The organism is Marinobacter sp. ST-43, assembly GCF_030541085.1.
Classification (GTDB): domain Bacteria; phylum Pseudomonadota; class Gammaproteobacteria; order Pseudomonadales; family Oleiphilaceae; genus Marinobacter; species Marinobacter nauticus.
In genome coordinates, this window is record NZ_JASSVO010000007.1 from 1 (window position 1) to 19,144 (window position 19,144).

At 58.5% G+C, this 19,144-nt stretch carries 17 protein-coding genes; 6 read left to right on the forward strand and 11 right to left on the reverse strand.

The window, feature by feature from the left end; all coding sequences use genetic code 11:
- Positions 1 to 182: 182 nt before the first annotated feature.
- The 5 genes from QPL98_RS11125 to cysZ form a co-directional block, all read right to left on the reverse strand.
- Positions 183 to 389, reverse strand: a complete 207-nt coding sequence (locus tag QPL98_RS11125) for a cold-shock protein (protein ID WP_008172950.1) — start codon at positions 387 to 389, stop codon at positions 183 to 185.
- Positions 390 to 649: 260 nt separating this feature from the next.
- Positions 650 to 1,030 carry a fluoride efflux transporter CrcB gene (crcB, locus tag QPL98_RS11130; RefSeq protein WP_121207831.1) on the reverse strand — a complete coding sequence of 127 codons (381 nt, stop codon included), beginning with the start codon at positions 1,028 to 1,030 and terminating at the stop codon, positions 650 to 652.
- 14 nt (positions 1,031 to 1,044) lie between these two features.
- Complete coding sequence (locus tag QPL98_RS11135; protein ID WP_303293265.1) at positions 1,045 to 3,492, reverse strand: acyl-CoA dehydrogenase; 2,448 nt, start codon at positions 3,490 to 3,492, stop codon at positions 1,045 to 1,047.
- A 138-nt stretch (positions 3,493 to 3,630) separates the two neighbouring features.
- Positions 3,631 to 6,492, reverse strand: coding sequence for an RNA polymerase-associated protein RapA (gene rapA / locus QPL98_RS11140; RefSeq protein ID WP_114433682.1), 2,862 nt, complete (start codon positions 6,490 to 6,492; stop codon positions 3,631 to 3,633).
- Positions 6,493 to 6,510: 18 nt separating this feature from the next.
- Positions 6,511 to 7,260, reverse strand: a complete 750-nt coding sequence (gene cysZ, locus QPL98_RS11145) for a sulfate transporter CysZ (RefSeq protein WP_011787023.1) — start codon at positions 7,258 to 7,260, stop codon at positions 6,511 to 6,513.
- Between the two features lie 95 nt (positions 7,261 to 7,355).
- Between cysZ and QPL98_RS11150 the strand changes: the two genes are divergently transcribed.
- Positions 7,356 to 7,760, forward strand: coding sequence for a teicoplanin resistance protein VanZ (locus QPL98_RS11150; RefSeq protein WP_023009474.1), 405 nt, complete (start codon positions 7,356 to 7,358; stop codon positions 7,758 to 7,760).
- 463 nt (positions 7,761 to 8,223) lie between these two features.
- Here QPL98_RS11150 and QPL98_RS11155 read toward each other — a convergent pair whose 3' ends face one another.
- A complete protein-coding gene (locus QPL98_RS11155; protein WP_113879127.1) occupies positions 8,224 to 8,880 on the reverse strand; it encodes a methyltransferase in 657 nt (218 codons plus the stop codon).
- A gap of 114 nt (positions 8,881 to 8,994) precedes the next feature.
- On the opposite strand from QPL98_RS11155, the gene mnmH reads away from it, so the two are divergent.
- The 5 genes from mnmH (at position 8,995) to QPL98_RS11180 (ending at position 13,559) form a co-directional block, all read left to right on the forward strand.
- On the forward strand, positions 8,995 to 10,098 hold the full coding sequence (gene mnmH / locus QPL98_RS11160) for a tRNA 2-selenouridine(34) synthase MnmH (RefSeq protein WP_303293266.1): 1,104 nt from the start codon (positions 8,995 to 8,997) through the stop codon (positions 10,096 to 10,098).
- 133 nt (positions 10,099 to 10,231) lie between these two features.
- Positions 10,232 to 11,065: a mechanosensitive ion channel family protein gene (locus QPL98_RS11165; protein WP_153740272.1), complete on the forward strand. Its 834-nt coding sequence runs from the start codon at positions 10,232 to 10,234 to the stop codon at positions 11,063 to 11,065.
- A 161-nt stretch (positions 11,066 to 11,226) separates the two neighbouring features.
- Entirely contained in the window at positions 11,227 to 11,784 is a 558-nt protein-coding gene (locus tag QPL98_RS11170; RefSeq protein ID WP_114433679.1) for an aminoacyl-tRNA deacylase, read from the forward strand.
- Positions 11,785 to 11,861: 77 nt separating this feature from the next.
- Positions 11,862 to 13,157, forward strand: coding sequence for an FAD-dependent monooxygenase (locus tag QPL98_RS11175; protein ID WP_303293267.1), 1,296 nt, complete (start codon positions 11,862 to 11,864; stop codon positions 13,155 to 13,157).
- Between the two features lie 36 nt (positions 13,158 to 13,193).
- Complete coding sequence (locus tag QPL98_RS11180) at positions 13,194 to 13,559, forward strand: histidine triad nucleotide-binding protein (protein WP_011787030.1); 366 nt, start codon at positions 13,194 to 13,196, stop codon at positions 13,557 to 13,559.
- A 64-nt stretch (positions 13,560 to 13,623) separates the two neighbouring features.
- On the opposite strand, the gene QPL98_RS11185 is transcribed toward QPL98_RS11180, so the two are convergent.
- From QPL98_RS11185 to pstC, 5 genes are all read right to left on the reverse strand, one after another.
- Complete coding sequence (locus tag QPL98_RS11185; protein WP_011787031.1) at positions 13,624 to 14,646, reverse strand: CNNM domain-containing protein; 1,023 nt, start codon at positions 14,644 to 14,646, stop codon at positions 13,624 to 13,626.
- Positions 14,647 to 14,748: 102 nt separating this feature from the next.
- Complete coding sequence (gene phoU / locus QPL98_RS11190; RefSeq protein ID WP_011787032.1) at positions 14,749 to 15,471, reverse strand: phosphate signaling complex protein PhoU; 723 nt, start codon at positions 15,469 to 15,471, stop codon at positions 14,749 to 14,751.
- A 31-nt stretch (positions 15,472 to 15,502) separates the two neighbouring features.
- Complete coding sequence (pstB, locus tag QPL98_RS11195; RefSeq protein WP_113879121.1) at positions 15,503 to 16,390, reverse strand: phosphate ABC transporter ATP-binding protein PstB; 888 nt, start codon at positions 16,388 to 16,390, stop codon at positions 15,503 to 15,505.
- Positions 16,391 to 16,401: 11 nt separating this feature from the next.
- Entirely contained in the window at positions 16,402 to 17,676 is a 1,275-nt protein-coding gene (gene pstA / locus QPL98_RS11200; protein WP_011787034.1) for a phosphate ABC transporter permease PstA, read from the reverse strand.
- Positions 17,669 to 19,057, reverse strand: a complete 1,389-nt coding sequence (pstC, locus tag QPL98_RS11205; RefSeq protein WP_011787035.1) for a phosphate ABC transporter permease subunit PstC — start codon at positions 19,055 to 19,057, stop codon at positions 17,669 to 17,671. The genes pstA and pstC overlap by 8 nt, the downstream gene beginning before the upstream one ends.
- Positions 19,058 to 19,144 lie beyond the last annotated feature (87 nt).

The following is a 19,144-nucleotide window of genomic DNA, read 5'->3' on the forward strand; positions in this document are numbered from 1 at the left end:
GGCCTACCACCGCCAATTTAAAGGCCAGGGAATAATCTCGCTGACTCCTCCGCCTCTTCGTGTTCATAACACCCTCCACAATTTCCAGTGAGAAGGTGTAAACCTTATTCAGGACGGGTCACAGGCAACAAAAAAGGCAGCCTCGGCTGCCTTTTTTGGGTTATTGCTGAATCCTCAGGGGATTACAGAGCAACAACGTTCTCCGCCTGAGGACCTTTCTGGCCCTGAGTTACGGTGAACTCGACCTGCTGGCCTTCGGCCAGGGTCTTGAAACCAGAGCCCTGAATGGCGCTGTAGTGAACGAATACGTCCGGGCCGCCTTCACGAGTGATAAAGCCAAAGCCTTTTGCTTCGTTGAAGAACTTAACAGTACCGGTAGTAGTAGACATACTTAAACTTCCTGAAATCAATCATATTATCTGCTGCCACACACTCATAGGGTGCTGGTCAGCGTGTTACGGAAAAACAGAACTCGCGGGATCAAAAACAGGACGGTCACTACTAACTGCGGAGGTACGTCTTATTCATGAACTGCTTTACTGATTCTTTCCTACGAACCCACTCTACTCTGGAATTTCGGGCTTGCCAAGCGTAATTTCAATAATTTGTGTAGGTAGTGATACCCACAGATTCTGACTGGCCCGCAGGCTTACCCACGCACCAGGGAAAAAGTCAGAAATCCGAGTGCTGTCATCAGGATAGAGCCAGCAACATGGGCCAGAATTCCGACCAGGGCCATGCCCCACTTGCCTTCCTGAAGCGCGGCGAACATCTCCAGCGAGAAGGTCGAGAAGGTCGTCAGGGCGCCACACAAACCAGTCACCGCAAACAGGCGCCATTCCGGCGAAAGCACGCTGCTCTGGCTGAAAAAAGCCATCAACAGACCAATCAGCCAGCCACCACTAAGGTTGGCAACCAGTGTGCCCCAGGGAACGGCGTGATAACTGGCGTTAAGCCAGAGCCCAAGCCCCCAGCGCAGGTTGGCGCCTATAACGGCACCAACGCTGACTGCAAGAACCGACCACCACATGCTACCCGGCCACCTCAGGCCGGGTTGTGGTCGATCAGGGTTTCCCTGTTACGGGCAAACTCGTCAAACGGGAAATCATCCACGGTGAGCATTTCCAGCACCACCTCTTCATACTGGCGCATGAAGTCGGCTTCTTCCTTGCTGAATACACCGGCCTCCAGGGCGGCCTCGAAACGCTCCTCGGGATGCAGTGCGGTCATCGGCAGTTCACCCTTGGCGTAAGCCTTGGTGGCCTTCCGATACAGCTGCTCGGCCTTGTCGTAGTCTTTCAACAAACCGTTATAGCGGGCGACCGGATTCTCCACCGTGCCTTCGCCGTCTGTAGTCCAGGCTCCAGCCATCAGCTTGTTGCGAACCGGAGTATCGGTGGTGATGGAGCGGGCCAGCTTGCGCGCCAGATCATCATGGGGCGCATCCCAACGGCATCCCAGCGGCAGGGTGATAGCCCGCAGCGCCAACGCCACCGGCCGGTTCGGCAGGTTCTGGAGGAACTCGTCCAGCGCCAGCTCGGTGCGATGCAGCAGGTAGCCCAGGCTGTACTGCATCAGTTCTTTCTCGCCATCCACCGGCTGGGTTTCGTGCCAGTTCTTCAGCACCATGGAAGCCAGGTACAGATTCGCCAGCATGTCACCCAGGCGTGCCGAAATCAGCTCGCGCATTTTCAGCTCGCCGCCCAGGGTTGTCATGGCCGCATCGGCACACAGGCCGAAGGCAGAGCTGAACCGCGCCAGAGCCTGGGCATACTTGCGGGAGGCACTGTCGAATGGCACATCAGCCTTGCCCAGGCCCAACGCCTGCGTAAAGGCCCGGGCGGCATTGCCAAATATCAGCCCGGCATGACCAAAGAACGCCTCATCAAACGCCTTGATATCGTCATTGTCCTTCGCGGCAAGCTCTTTCAGCACATACGGATGACAACGGATGGCGCCCTGGCCGAAGATCATCAGGCTGCGGGTCATGATATTGGCGCCTTCAACGGTGATCGACACCGCCGCACCACTGTAACCAATGCCCAGGTAGTTGCGGGGGCCAAGGGTTACGGTTTTACCACCGTGCACATCCATGGCATCGGTGAGGATTTCACGCTGAAATTCGGTCAGGTGATACTTGAGGATAGCGGACGGTACCGCCGGCTTCTCGCCCCGATCGATCATGTTAGCCGTGTGATTAACCGCCGCCTGAGCGATGTAGGTTTTAGCCGCAATGCGGGCCAGCGGGGCTTGTACCCCTTCCATCTCCGCCACCGGCGTATTGAACTGGCGGCGAATTCGGGTAAAGCCGCCGGCCGTGCCCACAGCATAGGCAGCGGCGCCGGCAGCACCGGACGGCAGGGTGATACAGCGACCCACCGAGAGGCACTCAACCAGCATACGCCAGCCCTGGCCCGCCATTTCCTGGCCACCAATAATATAGTCCAGCGGGATGAACACATCCTTGCCCTTGATCGGGCCGTTCATGAACGGGGACCCGATGGGGCAATGGCGCCGGCCGATTTCCATGCCCTCGGTATCCCGGGGGATCAGCGCACATGTAATGCCGTAGTCTTTGGTGTCCCCCAGCAGCCCGTCCGGGTCAAACATCCGGAACGCCAGCCCGACCACCGTGGCGACTGGCGCCAGCGTAATCCAGCGCTTTTCAAAGTTCAGGCGGATACCCACCACTTCTTTACCATCCACTTCCTGCTTGCAGACAATGCCGGTGTCTGGCAGCGAAGTGGCATCAGAGCCTGCGCGAGGCCCGGTCAGGCCAAAACAGGGGACTTCCCGGCCATCGGCCAGTCTCGGCAGATAATAGTCTTTCTGCTCTTCGGTACCGTACTTCACCAGCAGCTCGCCCGGGCCGAGGGAGTTGGGCACGCCGACCGTGACCATCAGCATTTCGTTGGCGGCCAGCTTCTGCAGCACTGCAGTCTGGGCCTTGGCGGAAAACCCGAGGCCACCGTATTCCTTCGGAATGATCATGCCGAAGAACTTCTCTTTCTTCAGGAAATCCCAGAGTTCCTTGGGCAGATCGGCACGCTCAACCGCCAGATCCCAGGCGTTACACATGGAAATGGCGTGGGTGCACTGGTCGTCGACGAAGGCCTGCTCTTCCTCACTCAAACCGGTGTGGCGGTTAATCAGCAGGTTGTGCCAATCCGGGCGACCGGTGAACAGTTCGCCATCCCAACCAACGGTACCCGCTTCCAGAGCCACTTTCTCAGTGTCTGACACCTTGGGCGCCACCTTCTTGAACATGGCAAACACCCGAGGGGTGAGCCAGCTCTGCCGGAACTGGGGCAAACCCGCAACAGCGGTAACGGCCGCGCCCGCCAGAAGGACAAAAGCAAGCCAGCCAGAGGCCAGAAACAGGGACAGCACACCTACCACAACCATCACGCCAATGGCGGGTTTGGCACCGGATTCCCGGCGCATCACGTACAGCAGGCCGCCCAGAGCCACCAGAAAAAGAATCAAAGTCATCTCAGGATCTCTCTGTCTTCCATGGATTGGAGTCTCCGGCCAGTGCCGGAGCCCTTTGACTACACTTCGTTACGTTCAACTTACCCTAACAGGTGTCTGTTCGCCAGATAATGACCAGTGTTCAGTCGGTTAGCACCATTACGATGTGACAATCACACGGATACCTTCCAGGGCCAGGGACGCATGCTCTACAGCACTGCGGGCGGCATCCAGCTGGGTGCGCAGGAAGTCGATTTCTTCGTTGCGGATGGCCGGGTTCACTTTCTGCAGTGCTTCCAGACGCCGAATCTCCGGCATGAAGCTGTCTTCTACCCTCGCCAGCGCCTGTTCGCGAAGCGGTGACAGATGCGGCTCCGCCAGTGTCTCGACGTGGTCGACCATGGTTTCCACCTCGGCCCGGATTTTCGGCACGATGGCCTGGGCCGTGCGTCGACGGATATTGGAACAAAGCTCATTCAGCCTTTCATGGGGCAGAGCCTTGGACAGATCCCGGCCATTCACATCCACCACCAGGCGCAGGGGCGAAACGGGCAGATACCGAGTCAACTGCAGCGATTCGGGCGCCGGACAATGCACCGCGAATACGGCTTCCAGCAGGAGCGTCCCCGGGGGCAGAGCCTTGACCGAGAGATTGGCCAGGGCAGCCTTGCCCAGACCGGAACTATTCACCGAATCCATCACCCCGGTAACCATCGGGTGCTCCCAGCTCATGAACGCCATATCTTCGCGCTGCAACGCCTGCTGACGATCCCAGGTAACGGTCAGCCCGTCTTCCGGAAGCTCCGCCACCAGGCCGGCCTGGAACTGCTCGCCCGGCTTCAGGATATCCGCATGCTCACTGTGGTCTTCCAGGTCGACGCCGAGGATATCGAAAGCCTGAATCATGTAGTCCCGAACTTCAGCGGCGTTCTCCTCTTCCTCGATCCCGGCGATCAAAGCCTCAGCCTCATCAACACGACAGGAGTTCAGTTCAATCAGCGCATCCCGGCCGTTGTGCAATATGTCTTTCAGACGCGCCGTCTCAGACGCACTGGCCGCCACCAGTTTCTCCAACTGGCTTTCGTCTCCGTCCAGGGCCTGCTGCCACTGGCCCTGAACATGTTCCTGAACAGCAACACCCACGGCGCAGCTCTCGGCAAACGCATTCAGCCCTTCCTGGAACCAGCGGTACTGTACCTCCTGACTGGTGCCCTGAAGATAGGGGATGTGAATACGGATCGCTTCGGTCTGGCCGATCCGATCCAGGCGACCAATGCGCTGTTCCAGCAGATCCGGATTAGCCGGCAGATCAAACAGCACCAGATGGTGGGCAAACTGGAAGTTGCGCCCCTCGCTGCCGATTTCCGAACAGATCAGCGCCTGTGCCCCCTGCTCCGTATCGGCAAAATAGGCCGCGGCCCGGTCGCGCTCAATCAGACTAAGGTGTTCGTGGAAGGCTGCACTGCGAATACCGGCCCGTAACTGCAGATAATGCTCAAGTGCCATGGCCGTGCTGGCTTTGGCACAGATCACCACCACCTTGGCCGGGCGCAGGCTGGCCAGTTTCTTTTCCAGCCAGCTCACCCGGGGATCCTGAGCCAGCCAGTCTTCTTCATCCACTGACTGCTCGGGCGCCAGCCCGGTGACACCGTATTGATGGTGTTCATACAGGTCCGGGCACGGCAGGGGTTCCGGTAACGGCTGTCGCTCCGGGAAGCCCTGAATGGCGGCCCGGGTATTCCGGAACAACACTCGCCCGGTGCCGTGACGATCCAGCAACGCATCAATCACCGCCTGGTGGGCATCATTCCGGGCCAGCAATTCGTCCAGCTCATCTCCCAGCCAACCGGCCAGGGCCTGCCGATCGTCTTTTGAGATAGTATCCGGCGCCTGCTGCAGGCGCCGGACCACCTGATTGATCACTTCATAGTGCTGTTCTTCTTCCCGGAAGGTCTCCAGATTGTGGAACCGGGCCGGGTCGAGCAAGCGCAGGCGGGCAAAGTGGCTGGCCACGCCGATCTGTTCCGGTGTTGCGGTCAGCAGCAGCAGGCCCTGGCTGGCACCGGACAACTGCTCAACCACATCGTATTCCGGGCTGGACTGTTCCGGCGACCAGGCCAGGTGATGAGCTTCGTCCACCACCATCAGATCCCAGCCCGCCGCCACTGCGTCTTTGCGGGCCTTCTCGCTGCGCACCAGGAAGTCGAGGCTACACAGCACTAGCTGGTCAGATTCAAACGGGTTAACCGCATCGTCATCACCAAAAATATGGTTAACCAGAGCGTCGACATCATCTTCTTCGGCCTTGAGGTCGTCGTACCGGGCCTGATCAATAATGGAAAAGCGCAGATTGAAACGCCGCAGCATTTCCACCAGCCACTGGTGGATCAGAGAATCGGGCACCACAATCAGCGCCCGGCGGGCTCGACCGGTCTGCAGCTGATAATGAAGAATCAGACCTGCCTCAATGGTTTTACCCAGACCAACCTCATCGGCCAGCAGAACCCGGGGAGCATGCCGGCGGGCCACTTCGTGGGCAATATAAAGCTGGTGTGGCAGGTGCTGGGTGCGTGCCCCAATCAGCCCCTGGGCCGGCGACGCCCGCAGACGGTCCATGTGCTGCAGGGTGGCGACTCGAAGCCGGAAGGCACCGTTGCGATCAAACTGGCCGGCGAAGAGGCGCTGATGAGGGGCGGAAAAATTCACAGAGCCCGCCAGCTTAACCTCGGAAATCGGCTGAATATTCTCACCGTCATCGGCGTGGTACACCAGAACGCCATCGAGATCTTCCACTGCGCGCACGGTATAGCGCTCACCGTCAAAGGTCTCTATTTCCTCGCCCTGTTGATACACGATCCGTGACAAGGGCGCATTATCGATGGCATAGGTGCGCTCTTCATCGGCAGCGGGGAACCCCAGGGTGACTCTGCGCCCCGAGATGTCCGTTACGATACCCAGACCCAGGGCAGTATCGCTGTGGCTGACCCAACGCTGGCCGATGACAAATTCCGATGTTTCCAAGAAACCTCCGATGACTGATTACTGAGTGTTTGAACCGTTTTCCCGAACCCAATAGGCCGTTGCACCACACACCGCCGCTGGCACCACGAACAGGTTGAGCACCGGCACCATCGCCGCCAGGGCGACCGGCAGGCCGAACCCGAGAGCCGACAGCCGGGTGTCTCCCAACAGCTTGCGCAGAGCCGGAAAACTGACCTTATGGTTGTCGGCCGGATAATCCACATATTGCAGCGCCATCATCCAGCTGTTGAACAGAAACCAGAGCACAGCGGCCACCAGGTTGACCACGGGAATCAGGCCAATAATGAATAAGCCCAGAGCCCTGGGCAGGTAATAGGCAATCTTCTGAACCTCCCGCCAGAGCGCGCGGGGAATGTCCTTGATAATGGCGGACCAGCTATCGTCAGTAGATACTTCCTGACCGGTCAGCTGTTTTTCAGTGAGTTCCGCCAGGTAACCATAGAAGGGAGAGCCAATCAGGTTGGCCACGATCACAAAGCCATAGGCCAGCATCAGCAGGATCACCACGCCGTACAGCAGCCAGAAAAGCCAATCGAGAGCCTGCAACCAGGCCCAGTCCGGCAACCAGGCCATGGCCGCAGCGATCATGGCGGTGAACAGTTCAGCCAGAAAATAGAACAGCAGACCGAAAAGCAGGATGTTGATGATCAGCGGGATGACAACAAACAACCGGAGGCCTGGCTGGCGAATCAGCCCGAAGCCTTCCCCCAGATAGCCCAGTCCACGAAAAAAGTTACCCTTGAGCATTACTGGTGATCCTCCGCTGCCATGACAATAACGGGGCGCAAAGCATATCATGTCGGAACCATTCCCACAGCCCGCGAGGACTCTCGGATTCCACTATGCCCCGCATCCGTTCCATTATCGTCTCCATTCTGGCCATGCGACGGCTATGGCAGGCAGCGCTGTTTGTTTCCATTGCTGCGATCCTTTACCTGGCAACCACCAGTAACAGTTACCCCATCCCTGCGGCGCCCAATGACAAGATCAATCATCTGATTGCCTTTCTGGAGCTCACCCTGGTGACCCGCCTGGCATGGCCGCGGCTTTCTGTGCTTTGGTATGCCCCCGCCTTGCTGGTTTTCGGCCTGATACTGGAGGTGGTGCAAGCCAACCTGCCGTACCGGGATTTCTCCCTCGCAGATCTGACAGCGGATGCCGTTGGCATCGGGCTTGGCCTGCTGCCTTGGCCTGGACTTCGGCTGGCTCAAGAAACGGATTTGCGAAAATCGCCCGAATCCTTGTGAGATATTTCCTACAAACCTGTAGGAACTCCCTGTGACATCTCGTACGCAGTCTGTAACTCCAGTTACAGACCAAAATCTACATGAATGATTTGTAACAACTTTCCCGTGTTTGGCGAGTTCGGCAGCGCGCTCTGCGTGCATAGTTCACACGTTTGTAAAGCTGGCATTGGTAATATGAACACCGTCAAGGATGACAGGGAAAGGACGACGCACTGGATGCACCCCGGCACGGACTGCGGGGAGAAGCAGGGACACAGGGACGCTTCGCTTAAGGGATAACGAATCGGATCGCCGGCTCGGATGCTGGCACCAGGGAACGGCAGCAAGGAATGGCAACACGGCAGTTGCCCATCGCGCACGGAGGCGCCAACCTGTTCCGAATCTGAACTGCCCCGGACGGCGGTTCAGTACCTGTTCAAGGGCAGCTTGATGGCTGCCCTTTGTTTTTTCTGGTCAGAAGAATTCAGTCTCCGCCGGCCAGATAGATCCTCACCTTGTTGAATTCCTCAAACTCATTCAGGTCCGGCCAGGTTCTGGCTTCGATCACAGCCTTCTGCACATAACCGGGATGTCCAAGGTCCTTCACTCGCGAATCCGCCAGCAGCACCTGGGGCGCGGCTGCTTCGAAGGCCGCCAGTAACGGGCGATTTTCAGGGTCGTACAGAACATCCGCAGCGGTAATCAGATCGACCCTCCCGGGCCGGTTTGCCCAGTCGTCACACAGATCAATCTCCACATTGTTCAGGCGGGCATTGGCGGCCGCGGCATCCAGCGCTGCCGCGTCGATGTCGCAGGCAATGGACCGGGCAGCACCGGCCAGTGCGGAGGCGACAGCCACTACCCCTGAACCGGAGCCAAAATCCAGCACGGTCTTGCCAGCCACCACGTCCGGATGCTGCAGAATCCACCGGGCCAGCACCTGCCCGCTGGCCCAGCAGAACGACCAGTACGCCGGTTCGGCCACCACAGCCTGGGCTTCATCATGGCTCAACGGTCCATCCAGCACCCCCGGGTCAAACAGATACAGCTGGATGTCCGGGCAGCCCGCAGGCGCCGAAACCGTCACCCGGCCTCGACTCAGTGTTTTCTGAAGATGCCGGTTGAGAACATCGGGGCTCATGGATTTTCCTCGCCAGTGCTGAAAGGACGTGGGATTGTACCCTTGTCCGGGATGCCGGGATATCGCCGGTTCGGTATACTGCCGCCTCACCCTGAATCACAGTGATCCGTTGATATGGCCAGCAGACCCGATACCGACGACTACCTCAACCTGTTCCTGAACGATGTGCCGCTGATGGACGTCCGGGCGCCGGTGGAATTTGCCAAAGGTAGCTTCCCGTCTGCAGAAAACGCCCCGCTGATGAACGACGAAGAACGGCACCGGGTGGGCATCTGTTATAAGGAAAAGGGCCAGGACAAGGCCATTGAACTGGGGCACCAGTTGGTCTCCGGCGACATCAAGGCCCAGCGAATTGAAGCCTGGAAGCGCTTTGTGGCACAACACCCGGAGGGGTATCTGTTCTGTTTCCGGGGCGGATTGCGCTCGCGCCTGACCCAGCAGTGGATCAGGGACTCCGGCATCGACTACCCGCTGGTGAAAGGCGGCTACAAGGCCCTGCGTCGCTTCCTGATTGACAGCCTGGAAGCACAGATCGAATCAGGTCAGTTCCGGATTCTCAGCGGCCGCACCGGTACCGGCAAAACCCGGGTACTGATGCAACTGCCCAATCCGGTCGATCTGGAGGGCCTGGCCAATCACCGGGGCTCCAGCTTTGGCCGGCAGGTAACTCCCCAACCCTCCCAGATCGACTTCGAGAACCGACTGGCGGTGGCCATGCTCAAGGCCAGGCACCGGGTGGGAGGGCCAATCTACCTTGAAGACGAAAGCCGCCTGATTGGCCGCTGTGCCCTGCCGGAAACCCTTCGGGCCCGGATGTCTGAATCACCCCTGCTGATTCTGGAACAGGCCATGGAAGAGCGTATTGCCATCATCCGGGCCGACTACGTTGAAGGCATGCTGGCCAGTTACCGGGCCAGGGACGGTGAAGACGCCGGCTGGCTGAATTTCCGGGACTACCTGTTGAGCGCCATCGACCGCATTCGCAAACGACTGGGCGGCGAGCGTTACCAGAAACTCCGTAACCTGATGCTACAGGCTCTGGATCAACAGGAAGCCAATGGCTCCCTGGAAGGGCATCATGGCTGGATTGAGGCCCTGCTGACCGACTACTACGACCCCATGTACGACTACCAGCTCACGCAGAAACAGGGCGAAATACTGGTACGGGGCGGCCCCGAAGTCATCACCGAGTGGGCCAGATCCCGCGCCAGCGCGTAATTCTGGCCGTTGGCGGTAATGCCGTGTACAGCTTTCTCTGCTATATAGTTGGTTCAGACAAATCCCGCTGAACCACGTCATTTGTCGATAAGAACTCACTCAGAAAAAATTAACGATCAAGGAGTTTTTCCCTATGGAAGAGTTATTCGGTGCTAACGGGCAGGCCTCTGAATGGGCGGATCAGGCCATTGCGCTGATCATGGCTTATGCCCCAAAGGTTCTGCTGGCGATTGTTACGCTGATTATCGGCCTCTGGCTGATCAACCGGTTCGTCAAGGTGCTGGACAACCGCCTTGGCAAAAAAGATCCGACCCTGAACAAGTTTCTCTGTGGCCTGATCAGCGCCATTCTGAAGATTCTGCTGCTGATCTCCGTCGCCTCCATGGTGGGCATCGCTACCACTTCGTTTGTCGCCATCATCGGTGCCGCCGGCCTGGCGGTGGGCCTGGCCCTGCAGGGCAGCCTGGCCAACTTTGCCGGTGGCGTGCTGATCCTTATCTTTAAACCCTTCAAGGTCGGCGATGTTATTGATGCCCAGGGCTTTCTGGGCTCGGTGCGGGAAATCACCATCCTCTACACCATTGTCGACACCTTCGACAATCGCCGGATCGTGATCCCCAACGGCCAGCTTTCCAACGCCAGCCTGACCAACCTGAGCGCCTACGAAACCCGCCGCTGCGACATGAGCTTCGGCATTGGCTATGGCGATGACATCGACAAGGCCAAGGCCATCTGCAAACGCCTGATCGAAGAGGATGAGCGCGCCCTGAAAGACCCGGCGCCGCTGATTGTTGTTGGCGCCCTCGGCGAAAGCTCGGTAGACCTGACGGTACGCGCCTGGACCAAGGGCGCCGATCTGTGGCCGTTCTACTGGGATATGCAGGAGCGGGTGAAAAAGGCCTTCGACGCCGAGGGTATTTCGATACCTTTCCCGCAACGGGACGTGCACATGTACAAGGCTGATTAAACGGAACCGTTTCACATGGAAACATCCGGTAACTCGCAAAGTGCGTATCCTGAACTAAGCTGACGACAAGGCGGGGTAAAAACCCCGCCTGCCATCGGGGCCCGGCCCGGGAAAGGCGGATGGCTCCACAACACTGTCGATGCTGTCAGGAGGTTGTGAACATGCCGGCAAAGCAGCTGAAAACATTTCTGGATGAGGCAGGTGTTGACTACATGTGCCTCTCTCACCCCCCAGCCTTTACCGCCCAGGAACTTGCCCATCACGTCAAGATCGCCGGAGATCGGGTAGTCAAAACCGTCATTATCGAACTCGATGGCAAAATGGCCATGCTGGTGATGCCGGCCACCTGGCGTATTCGCTGGGACAGACTGAGCAAGATTCTGGACACCGATTTTGTCGACCTGGCCGACGAACAAGCCTTTCAGGATCGCTTCCCCGATTGCGAAGTGGGCGCCATGCCGCCGTTTGGCAACCTCTTTGGCATGAGCGTTTACTGCGCCGAGGCTTTAACCGAGCAACCGGAACTGGCCTTTGCCGCCGGCAGCCACAGCGAATCCATTCACATGAACACCCGGGACTTCCTGAGCCTGGTACAACCCATGGTTATCAACCAGGGCTTCACCCGTCCGGGCGCCCGAAAACCGGCCTGGCTGGTCCGCAACCCCCGCCGCTCCGGCAACCGGGAGGAGACAGCGGCCACCTCCATGGCCGGCTACTGATCCACCCGGGATTGACCCCGGTCGCTTGTCTGCAGCACGGCATCGCGTAAACTGAGGCCAGCAGACAGGAACCGGATATGACACAGACCTTTGACACCATCATCGTAGGCGCCGGCATGGTCGGCGCCGCACTTGCCACCGGGCTGGGCCAGCAGGGCATCCGCGTGGCCCTGATCGACCAGGCTTCCCCCGCCCCCTATCAGCCAGACAGCCACCCGGATATCCGGGTATCTGCCCTCAGTGCCGGCAGCGAACGCTATCTGGCCAGCCTGGGTGCCTGGCCACGAATACTGGCCATGCGCGCTACCCCATATTGCCGCCTGGCGGTCTGGGACGAGACACCAAATCCGCTCAAACGACTGGTGCCCCGAAGCCTGACCGAGGTGGAATTCGACGCCAACAGCCTGGGAGCGCCGCATCTTGGCCATATCGTTGAGAACAGCATTACCCAACTGGCTCTGTGGCAAACCGCCGAAACGGAAACTGACGTCACCCTGATCACAGGCCACAGCGTTCGGGACCTGATCCAGAGCACAGAGTACGCCACGGTGACCCTGGATGATGGCAGCCAGTTGCAGGCCCAGCTGGTGGTCGGCGCCGATGGCGCTATGTCCCGGGTGCGGGAATTGGCAGGTATCGGCGTTACCCGGGATCAGTATGAGCAGCAGGCCATGGTGATCTCGGTGCGTTATCGGGGCGGCGTGGAAGACATTACCTGGCAGGGTTTTTACCCCAGCGGCCCCAGGGCCTTCCTGCCCCTGCACAGCGCTGGCGAGCAACACCCCGGAGAGAGCTGGGCCTCCCTCGTGTGGTACGACCACCCGGCCCGACTGGACGAACTCAAGGCCATGGACGAACAGCAACTGATGGCTGAGATCCAGCAGCATTTCCCCGAACGACTACCGGAACTGACCCACATTGACGCCAGGGCCAGCTTTCCCATCGCCCGCCAGCATGCCAAGCACTATTACCAGAACCGGGTGGTGCTGGCAGGCGACGCCGCCCACACCATCAATCCGCTGGCGGGCCAGGGCGTCAATCTGGGCTTCCAGGACGCCCAATGCCTGCAGGGCGTGCTGAAAGAAGCCCGGCGCGGGGGCGAAGACCTGGCCAGTGCGCACTGGCTCAAACTCTATGAACATCGCCGCCGGCCCGCCAACCAGCGGATGATGCTGACCATGGATCTGTTCTACCACCTGTTCAGCAATGCCATTCCGCCAGTGCACCTGGCCCGCAATCTCGGGCTTGGCGCTGCCCGGGTACTGCCGTTCGCACGCAATCGCGTCGCTCGCTACGCCATGGGCCTGGATGAACAGTTGCCCGCGCCGATTCAACAAATCGTTAATCGCCTGCCCGGCCTGGGTGGCCTATAGTGGCGTACGCGCATTTACTCGACACAAGGAGCCGTTATGTCTGAAACCATCTTCACCAAGATCATCAACCGGGAAATTCCCGCCGACATCGTGTACGAAGACGACATCAGCCTGGCCTTCAAGGACATCAATCCACAGGCCCCGGTGCATCTGCTGATCATTCCGAAGAAAGCCATTGCCACCATCAATGACATTGGGGAAGACGACCGTGAGCTGGTCGGCCATCTTTACTGGGTGGCGGCAAAGCTGGCCAAAGACATGGGCTTTGCCGACGATGGCTACCGGGTAGTGATGAACTGCGGTGAGAATTCCGGCCAGACCGTGTTCCACATTCACCTGCATCTGCTCGCCGGCAAACCCCTGGGCTGGCCGCCGTACACCGACAAGATGAAACAGGCCTGAGCATCCTTCTCACAGACTTGTCGCACAGAATGACAAAGGGCAGCACCGAGGCTGCCCTTTTTGATTACTGCACGGCCGACCGCTTCAATCGTCGGCTCCAACGCTGTTTGGCATAGCGGCGCAGGTTGGAGACATTATCGGTCTCATCCATGATCTCCGTACCCAGCAGGGTTTCCAGAATATCCTCCAGAGTCACCACCCCGAGCCAGGTTCCCAGCTCGTCGTACACCACCGCAATGTGCTGGCGCTCCCGCAGCATTTCCGAAAACAGGAACTCGATGTTGGTGTTGGCCTTTACCTGTTTGATCTGGCGCAGCCGGCTTTGCAGGTCGTCATCGTCGCTCATGCTGATCAGGTCTGCCCGATGCACGTACCCCAGGGTCTCCCCGTCTTCATCAATCATCGGGTAGCGTGAAAACGGCGACTTCATCACCTTTTCCCGGAATTCCGGCACGGTGGTGTCCGGATCGATAAATTTGCACACCGTACGGGGGGTCATGACGGAACTGACCTTGATCTCGTGGAAACGAAGTACGTTGTGGATAATCCGGCGCTCTTCCTCATCCAGAGCCTGCTGATCACGGCCGATCTCTACCAGCGCACTGATTTCGGCGCGAATATCGGTATCGCCGTCACCCGGGGCAATCCTGCGCGTAACCTGCTTCGACAGCCAGACAAAAGGTAGCAGGGCTTTCATCATGAATCCCAGCACCGCCGGCAGCGAAGGGGCGATCACACGCCAGTACTTGGCGCCGATGGTTTTCGGGATAATTTCCGAAAAGATCAGGATCGCCAGGGTCATCGCCGCTGATGCCGCACCCAGCCAGACCTCACCGAAGACAACCGCCACCTGGGCTCCAACGCCGGTAGCGCCGGCCGTATGGGCAATGGTATTGAGGGTCAGGATCGCGGAAAGCGGATCGTCGATTTCATCCTTGAGCCGGCGCAAGCGTGCAAACAGTTGCGGCCGATCATTTTTCAGGGACGCAATGTAACTGGGCGTGATAGACAGCAGGGCTGCTTCGAGAATAGAACAGAGAAATGAAAAGCCGATGGAGATAATCGCGAATGCGACAAGGAGAATCATAGGGCCTCAGAAATGAATTTGTCCCCGCCATGATAGCGCAACTGCGGGCAGGGACAAGAGCGGAAACGGCCACCGAAAGCAGCCGTTCCCAGCCACCCGGGATTAGCGGCCAACCACCCGTTCCGCTTCCTCCATCGGGGTATGGCGAACGTCTTCGCCCTTGACCATGAAGATCACGTTCTCAGCAATGTTGCAGGCATGATCCCCCACCCTTTCCAGGGCACGAAGCACCCACATCACTGACATGCAGCGGGAAATATTGCGGGTATCTTCCATCATGAAGGTCAGCAGGGTACGGGCGGCAGCCTGGTACTCTTCATCCACCCGCTTGTCCTCTTTCATGATCCGCAGTGCCTGCTCGGAATCCAGCCGGGCAAAGGCATCCAGTGCATCATGCAACATGGTCAGCACGTGGTTGCCAATGTGACGGATTTCGACGTAACCGCGGGGTGCCTGACCTTCCTCCACCAGCTTGATGGCCATTTTGGCAATCTTCTTGGCTTCGTCTCCAACCCGCTCCAGATCCGCCACCATCTTGATCACCGAAATCACCAGGCGCAGGTCCCGTGCCGTAGGCTGACGACGGGCGATGATCAGGGTGGCCTCTTCGTCCAGGTCCACTTCCATTTTATCGACTTTCTTGTCGTTGGCGCGCACTTCCTCCGCCAGGTGGCTATCGCCATCGACCAGGGCCTGCACTGCCCTTTCGACCTGAGTTTCCACCATTCCACCCATCTTGAGGAACTGGGTCTTCAGCTCCATCAGTTCATCATTGAACTTGTGGGAAATATGATCCCCGTAAACATCATCCTTTTTATTAGGCATAGTGTCTGTCTCCGTTATCCCCGAACATGCATCAGCCGAAACGGCCGGTAATGTATGACTCCGTCAGCTCATGTTCCGGAGAGGTGAATACTTTGTCGGTTTCGTTCACTTCCACCAGGTGGCCGAGGTGGAAGTAGGCGGTGCGATGGGACACCCGGGCCGCCTGCTGCATGGAGTGGGTCACAATGACAATGGTATAGCTCTCGGACAGCTCCGCAATCAGCTCCTCCACCTTGGCCGTGGCAATCGGGTCGAGCGCGGAACAGGGCTCGTCCATCAACACCACTTCCGGGCTCACGGCAATTGCGCGGGCAATACACAGCCGCTGTTGCTGGCCGCCGGACATACCGGTAGCGGTGGCATCCAGACGATCCTTCACTTCGTTCCAGAGCCCCGCCTTGCGCAGGCTGTTCTCCACAATGTCATCCAGATCGGACTTGCGATTGGCCAGGCCATGGATGCGTGGGCCATACGCCACGTTATCGTAGATCGACTTGGGAAACGGGTTCGGCTTCTGGAACACCATACCCACTCGGGCACGCAACTCCACCACATCCCGCTTGGAATCGTAGATATTTTGATCATCCAGCTGCAGCGAGCCCTTGACCCGACAGATGTCGATGCTGTCGTTCATGCGGTTCAGGCAACGCAGGAAGGTGGACTTGCCACAGCCCGACGGCCCGATAAACGCAATCACCTCGTTACGGGCAATATCCAGGCTGATGTTCTTGATGGCCCGGTCTTCACCGTAGAAGACCTCGACGTTGCGCAACTTGAACTTGGGATCGTCGGCAAACGGCGTTCCGACCGTTTTACCCTCTTCAATCACTGTCTCTGCCGGTCGTTCATCCTGCACCGGAATGGCCTTCTCTTCGGGCACATCAGCCTCACTGGTTACCGTTGTATTCAGGGTATTCATAAAACTCCTCCTCACCATCGGCGCTCAAGACGCTTACGAAGCCAGATGGCCAATGCATTCATTCCAATCAGGAAAGTCAGCAGCACCATGATGGCTGCTGACGCTCGTTCGATAAAGGCAAGTTCCGGGCTGCCGGCCCACAGGAACACCTGTACAGGCAATACCGTGGCGGAATCGAAGAAGCCGTCCGGCACATCCACGATAAAGGCCACCATACCGATCAGCAGCAACGGTGCGGTTTCCCCCAGCGCCTGGGCCATGCCGATGATGGACCCGGTCAGCATGCCCGGCATGGCCAGCGGCAGCACATGGTGCAACACCACCTGCATCTTGGAGGCACCGATGCCCTCGGCCGCCTCACGGATGGAAGGCGGCACACTCTTGATCGCCGCACGGCTGGAAATAATGATAGTGGGCAGGGTCATCAGGGTCAGTACCAGACCACCCACCACCGGCACCGAACGCGGCATGCCGAACAGGTTGATGAACACCGCCAGACCCAGCAGACCGAAGATGATCGAGGGTACCGCCGCCAGGTTGTTGATGTTGACCTCAATGAAGTCCGTCAGTTTGTTCTGGGGCGCGAACTCCTCCAGATAGATGGCCGCAGCCACCCCGATCGGGAACGACAGCGCCAGAGTCACAACCATGGTCAGCAAAGAGCCAACAATCGCCCCGAGAATGCCGGCACGGGACGGATCCCGGGAATCGCCCCGGCTGAAAAACACGTCATTGAAACCGGTATCCACCACGCCGCGCTCGTACAATGTATCTACCCACGCCTGCTGCTTCTCGTTCAGCTTGATGGAGTAGTTCTCATCCCCGGCATGTTTGACGTACACATCCACATCGGTATGGGACAGGAAGGTCATGGTCTGGGTGGTATTAAGCAACTCCGGGTTTTCCCGAAGCGCATCCCGCAGCTGATTGGAGGCATAGGGATTGATCAGATCTCGGACATCGTCCCTGTCCGACTCCCCGGCTTCCGGGATTTCTTTCATCAAGGCGCGGATCAAGGGCTCGACAAAGTCGGCCATTTTCATCTGGCGTTCGTCGGACGCGTCGTCCAGATACATGGCCTCACCGTCGATATCCACCTCCAGGGTAACGGTGGTTTTGATAAAGGCGGTATGGCCCTTGCCAATAATATCGGCAAACAGGATCACCAGAGCCGACAGGGCAATGGCGATGGCAGCGATACCATAGGCACGGAAGCGGCGCTCCTTGCGGTAACGGCGCTTGAGTGACTGGCGGACAAGTTCCGCCTGTGAACGTTGATCAGTCATACTGTTCCCGATATTTGCGGACAATTTTCAGAGCAATAACGTTAAGCAGGAGCGTGGCCAGGAACAGCATCGCACCCAGGGCGAAGGCGGCCAGAGTTTTGGCGCTGTCGAACTCCTGGTCACCGGTCAGCAGGGTGACAATCTGCACGGTTACGGTGGTCACCGATTCCAGCGGGTTGGCAGTCAGATTCGCCGCCAGGCCTGCAGCCATCACCACGATCATCGTTTCACCAATGGCCCGGGATACCGCCAGCAGTATCCCGCCCATGATCCCGGGCAACGCCGCAGGAAAGATAACCTTTTTCATGGTCTCGGACTGGGTGGCGCCGAGTGCCAGCGAACCATCCCGGAGCGTTTGCGGCACGGCGTTGATAACGTCGTCGGAAAGAGAAGAAACGAAAGGAATAATCATGATGCCCATCACCCCACCGGCTGCCAAGGCACTTTGGGAAGACGCATTGATACCCAGGGAAGCGGCAAAATCACTGATAAACGGCGCCACCGTCAGGGCGGCAAAGAAGCCGTAAACCACAGTCGGAATACCCGCCAGCATTTCCAGCAGCGGCTTGAAAATACCCCGTACCCGCTTGTTGGCATACTCAGACAGATAGATAGCCGATAAAAGCCCTACCGGGACCGCAACCACCATGGCAATGGCAGAGATCAGCAGCGTGCCTGTAAACAGGGGCACCATCCCGAAGGCGCCCTCGGCTGCCACCTGATCGGCGCGCAACGCCGTCTGGGGGCTCCATTGGGTGCCGAAGAAAAACTCAAAGAAGGAAATCTTCTGGAAGAAACGGAAGGTCTCAAAGGCAACCGAAAAGACAATGCCAACCGTGGTGAGGATCGCCAGCGCAGCACAGGCGAAAAAGATCCACTTCAGGGTGGTTTCAACCTGGCTCCGGGCATTCAGCTTCGGGCTGATCCGGATCCAGCCCAGAAAGCCGGCCAGCACTGCAACGGCCACAACCAGAACCGACATGTAGAGCCGACTTTGAGCACGCAACGCCTGCAACCGCTCGGCTGCCTCGGCAATCGGAGCCTCGACAAAGCCCGGAGGCAGGGCGCCACTGGCCACATTGCTGATTTTGCTGAGCAGCAGACTGGCTTGCCCTGCCCCTTCCGGCACCAGGTCTGGTGGCAGGGAGCCGATCACCAGCAACTGAATGACTTTACCCTGAAATGCCGCCCACAGTGCCAGCACAATCAATGCCGGAATGCCGCACCAGAGCGCAGCACGGGCACCGTAATAGAACGGCAGGGATTTGAGATGCCGGATACCACCCATCGGCATGGCCAATGAGCGGGAGCGGGCATATCCAAGACCATAAGCCACCACCACGAAGGCAATGACCAATAGCATGAGGTTAGCCGGTTGCATGAAAATTCCTGTTTTACACGTTTAGCAGGTCACAAGTGTAAAGCGTAAAAAACCAATTCGCACTTTCAACTATCTTACGTGCGAAAG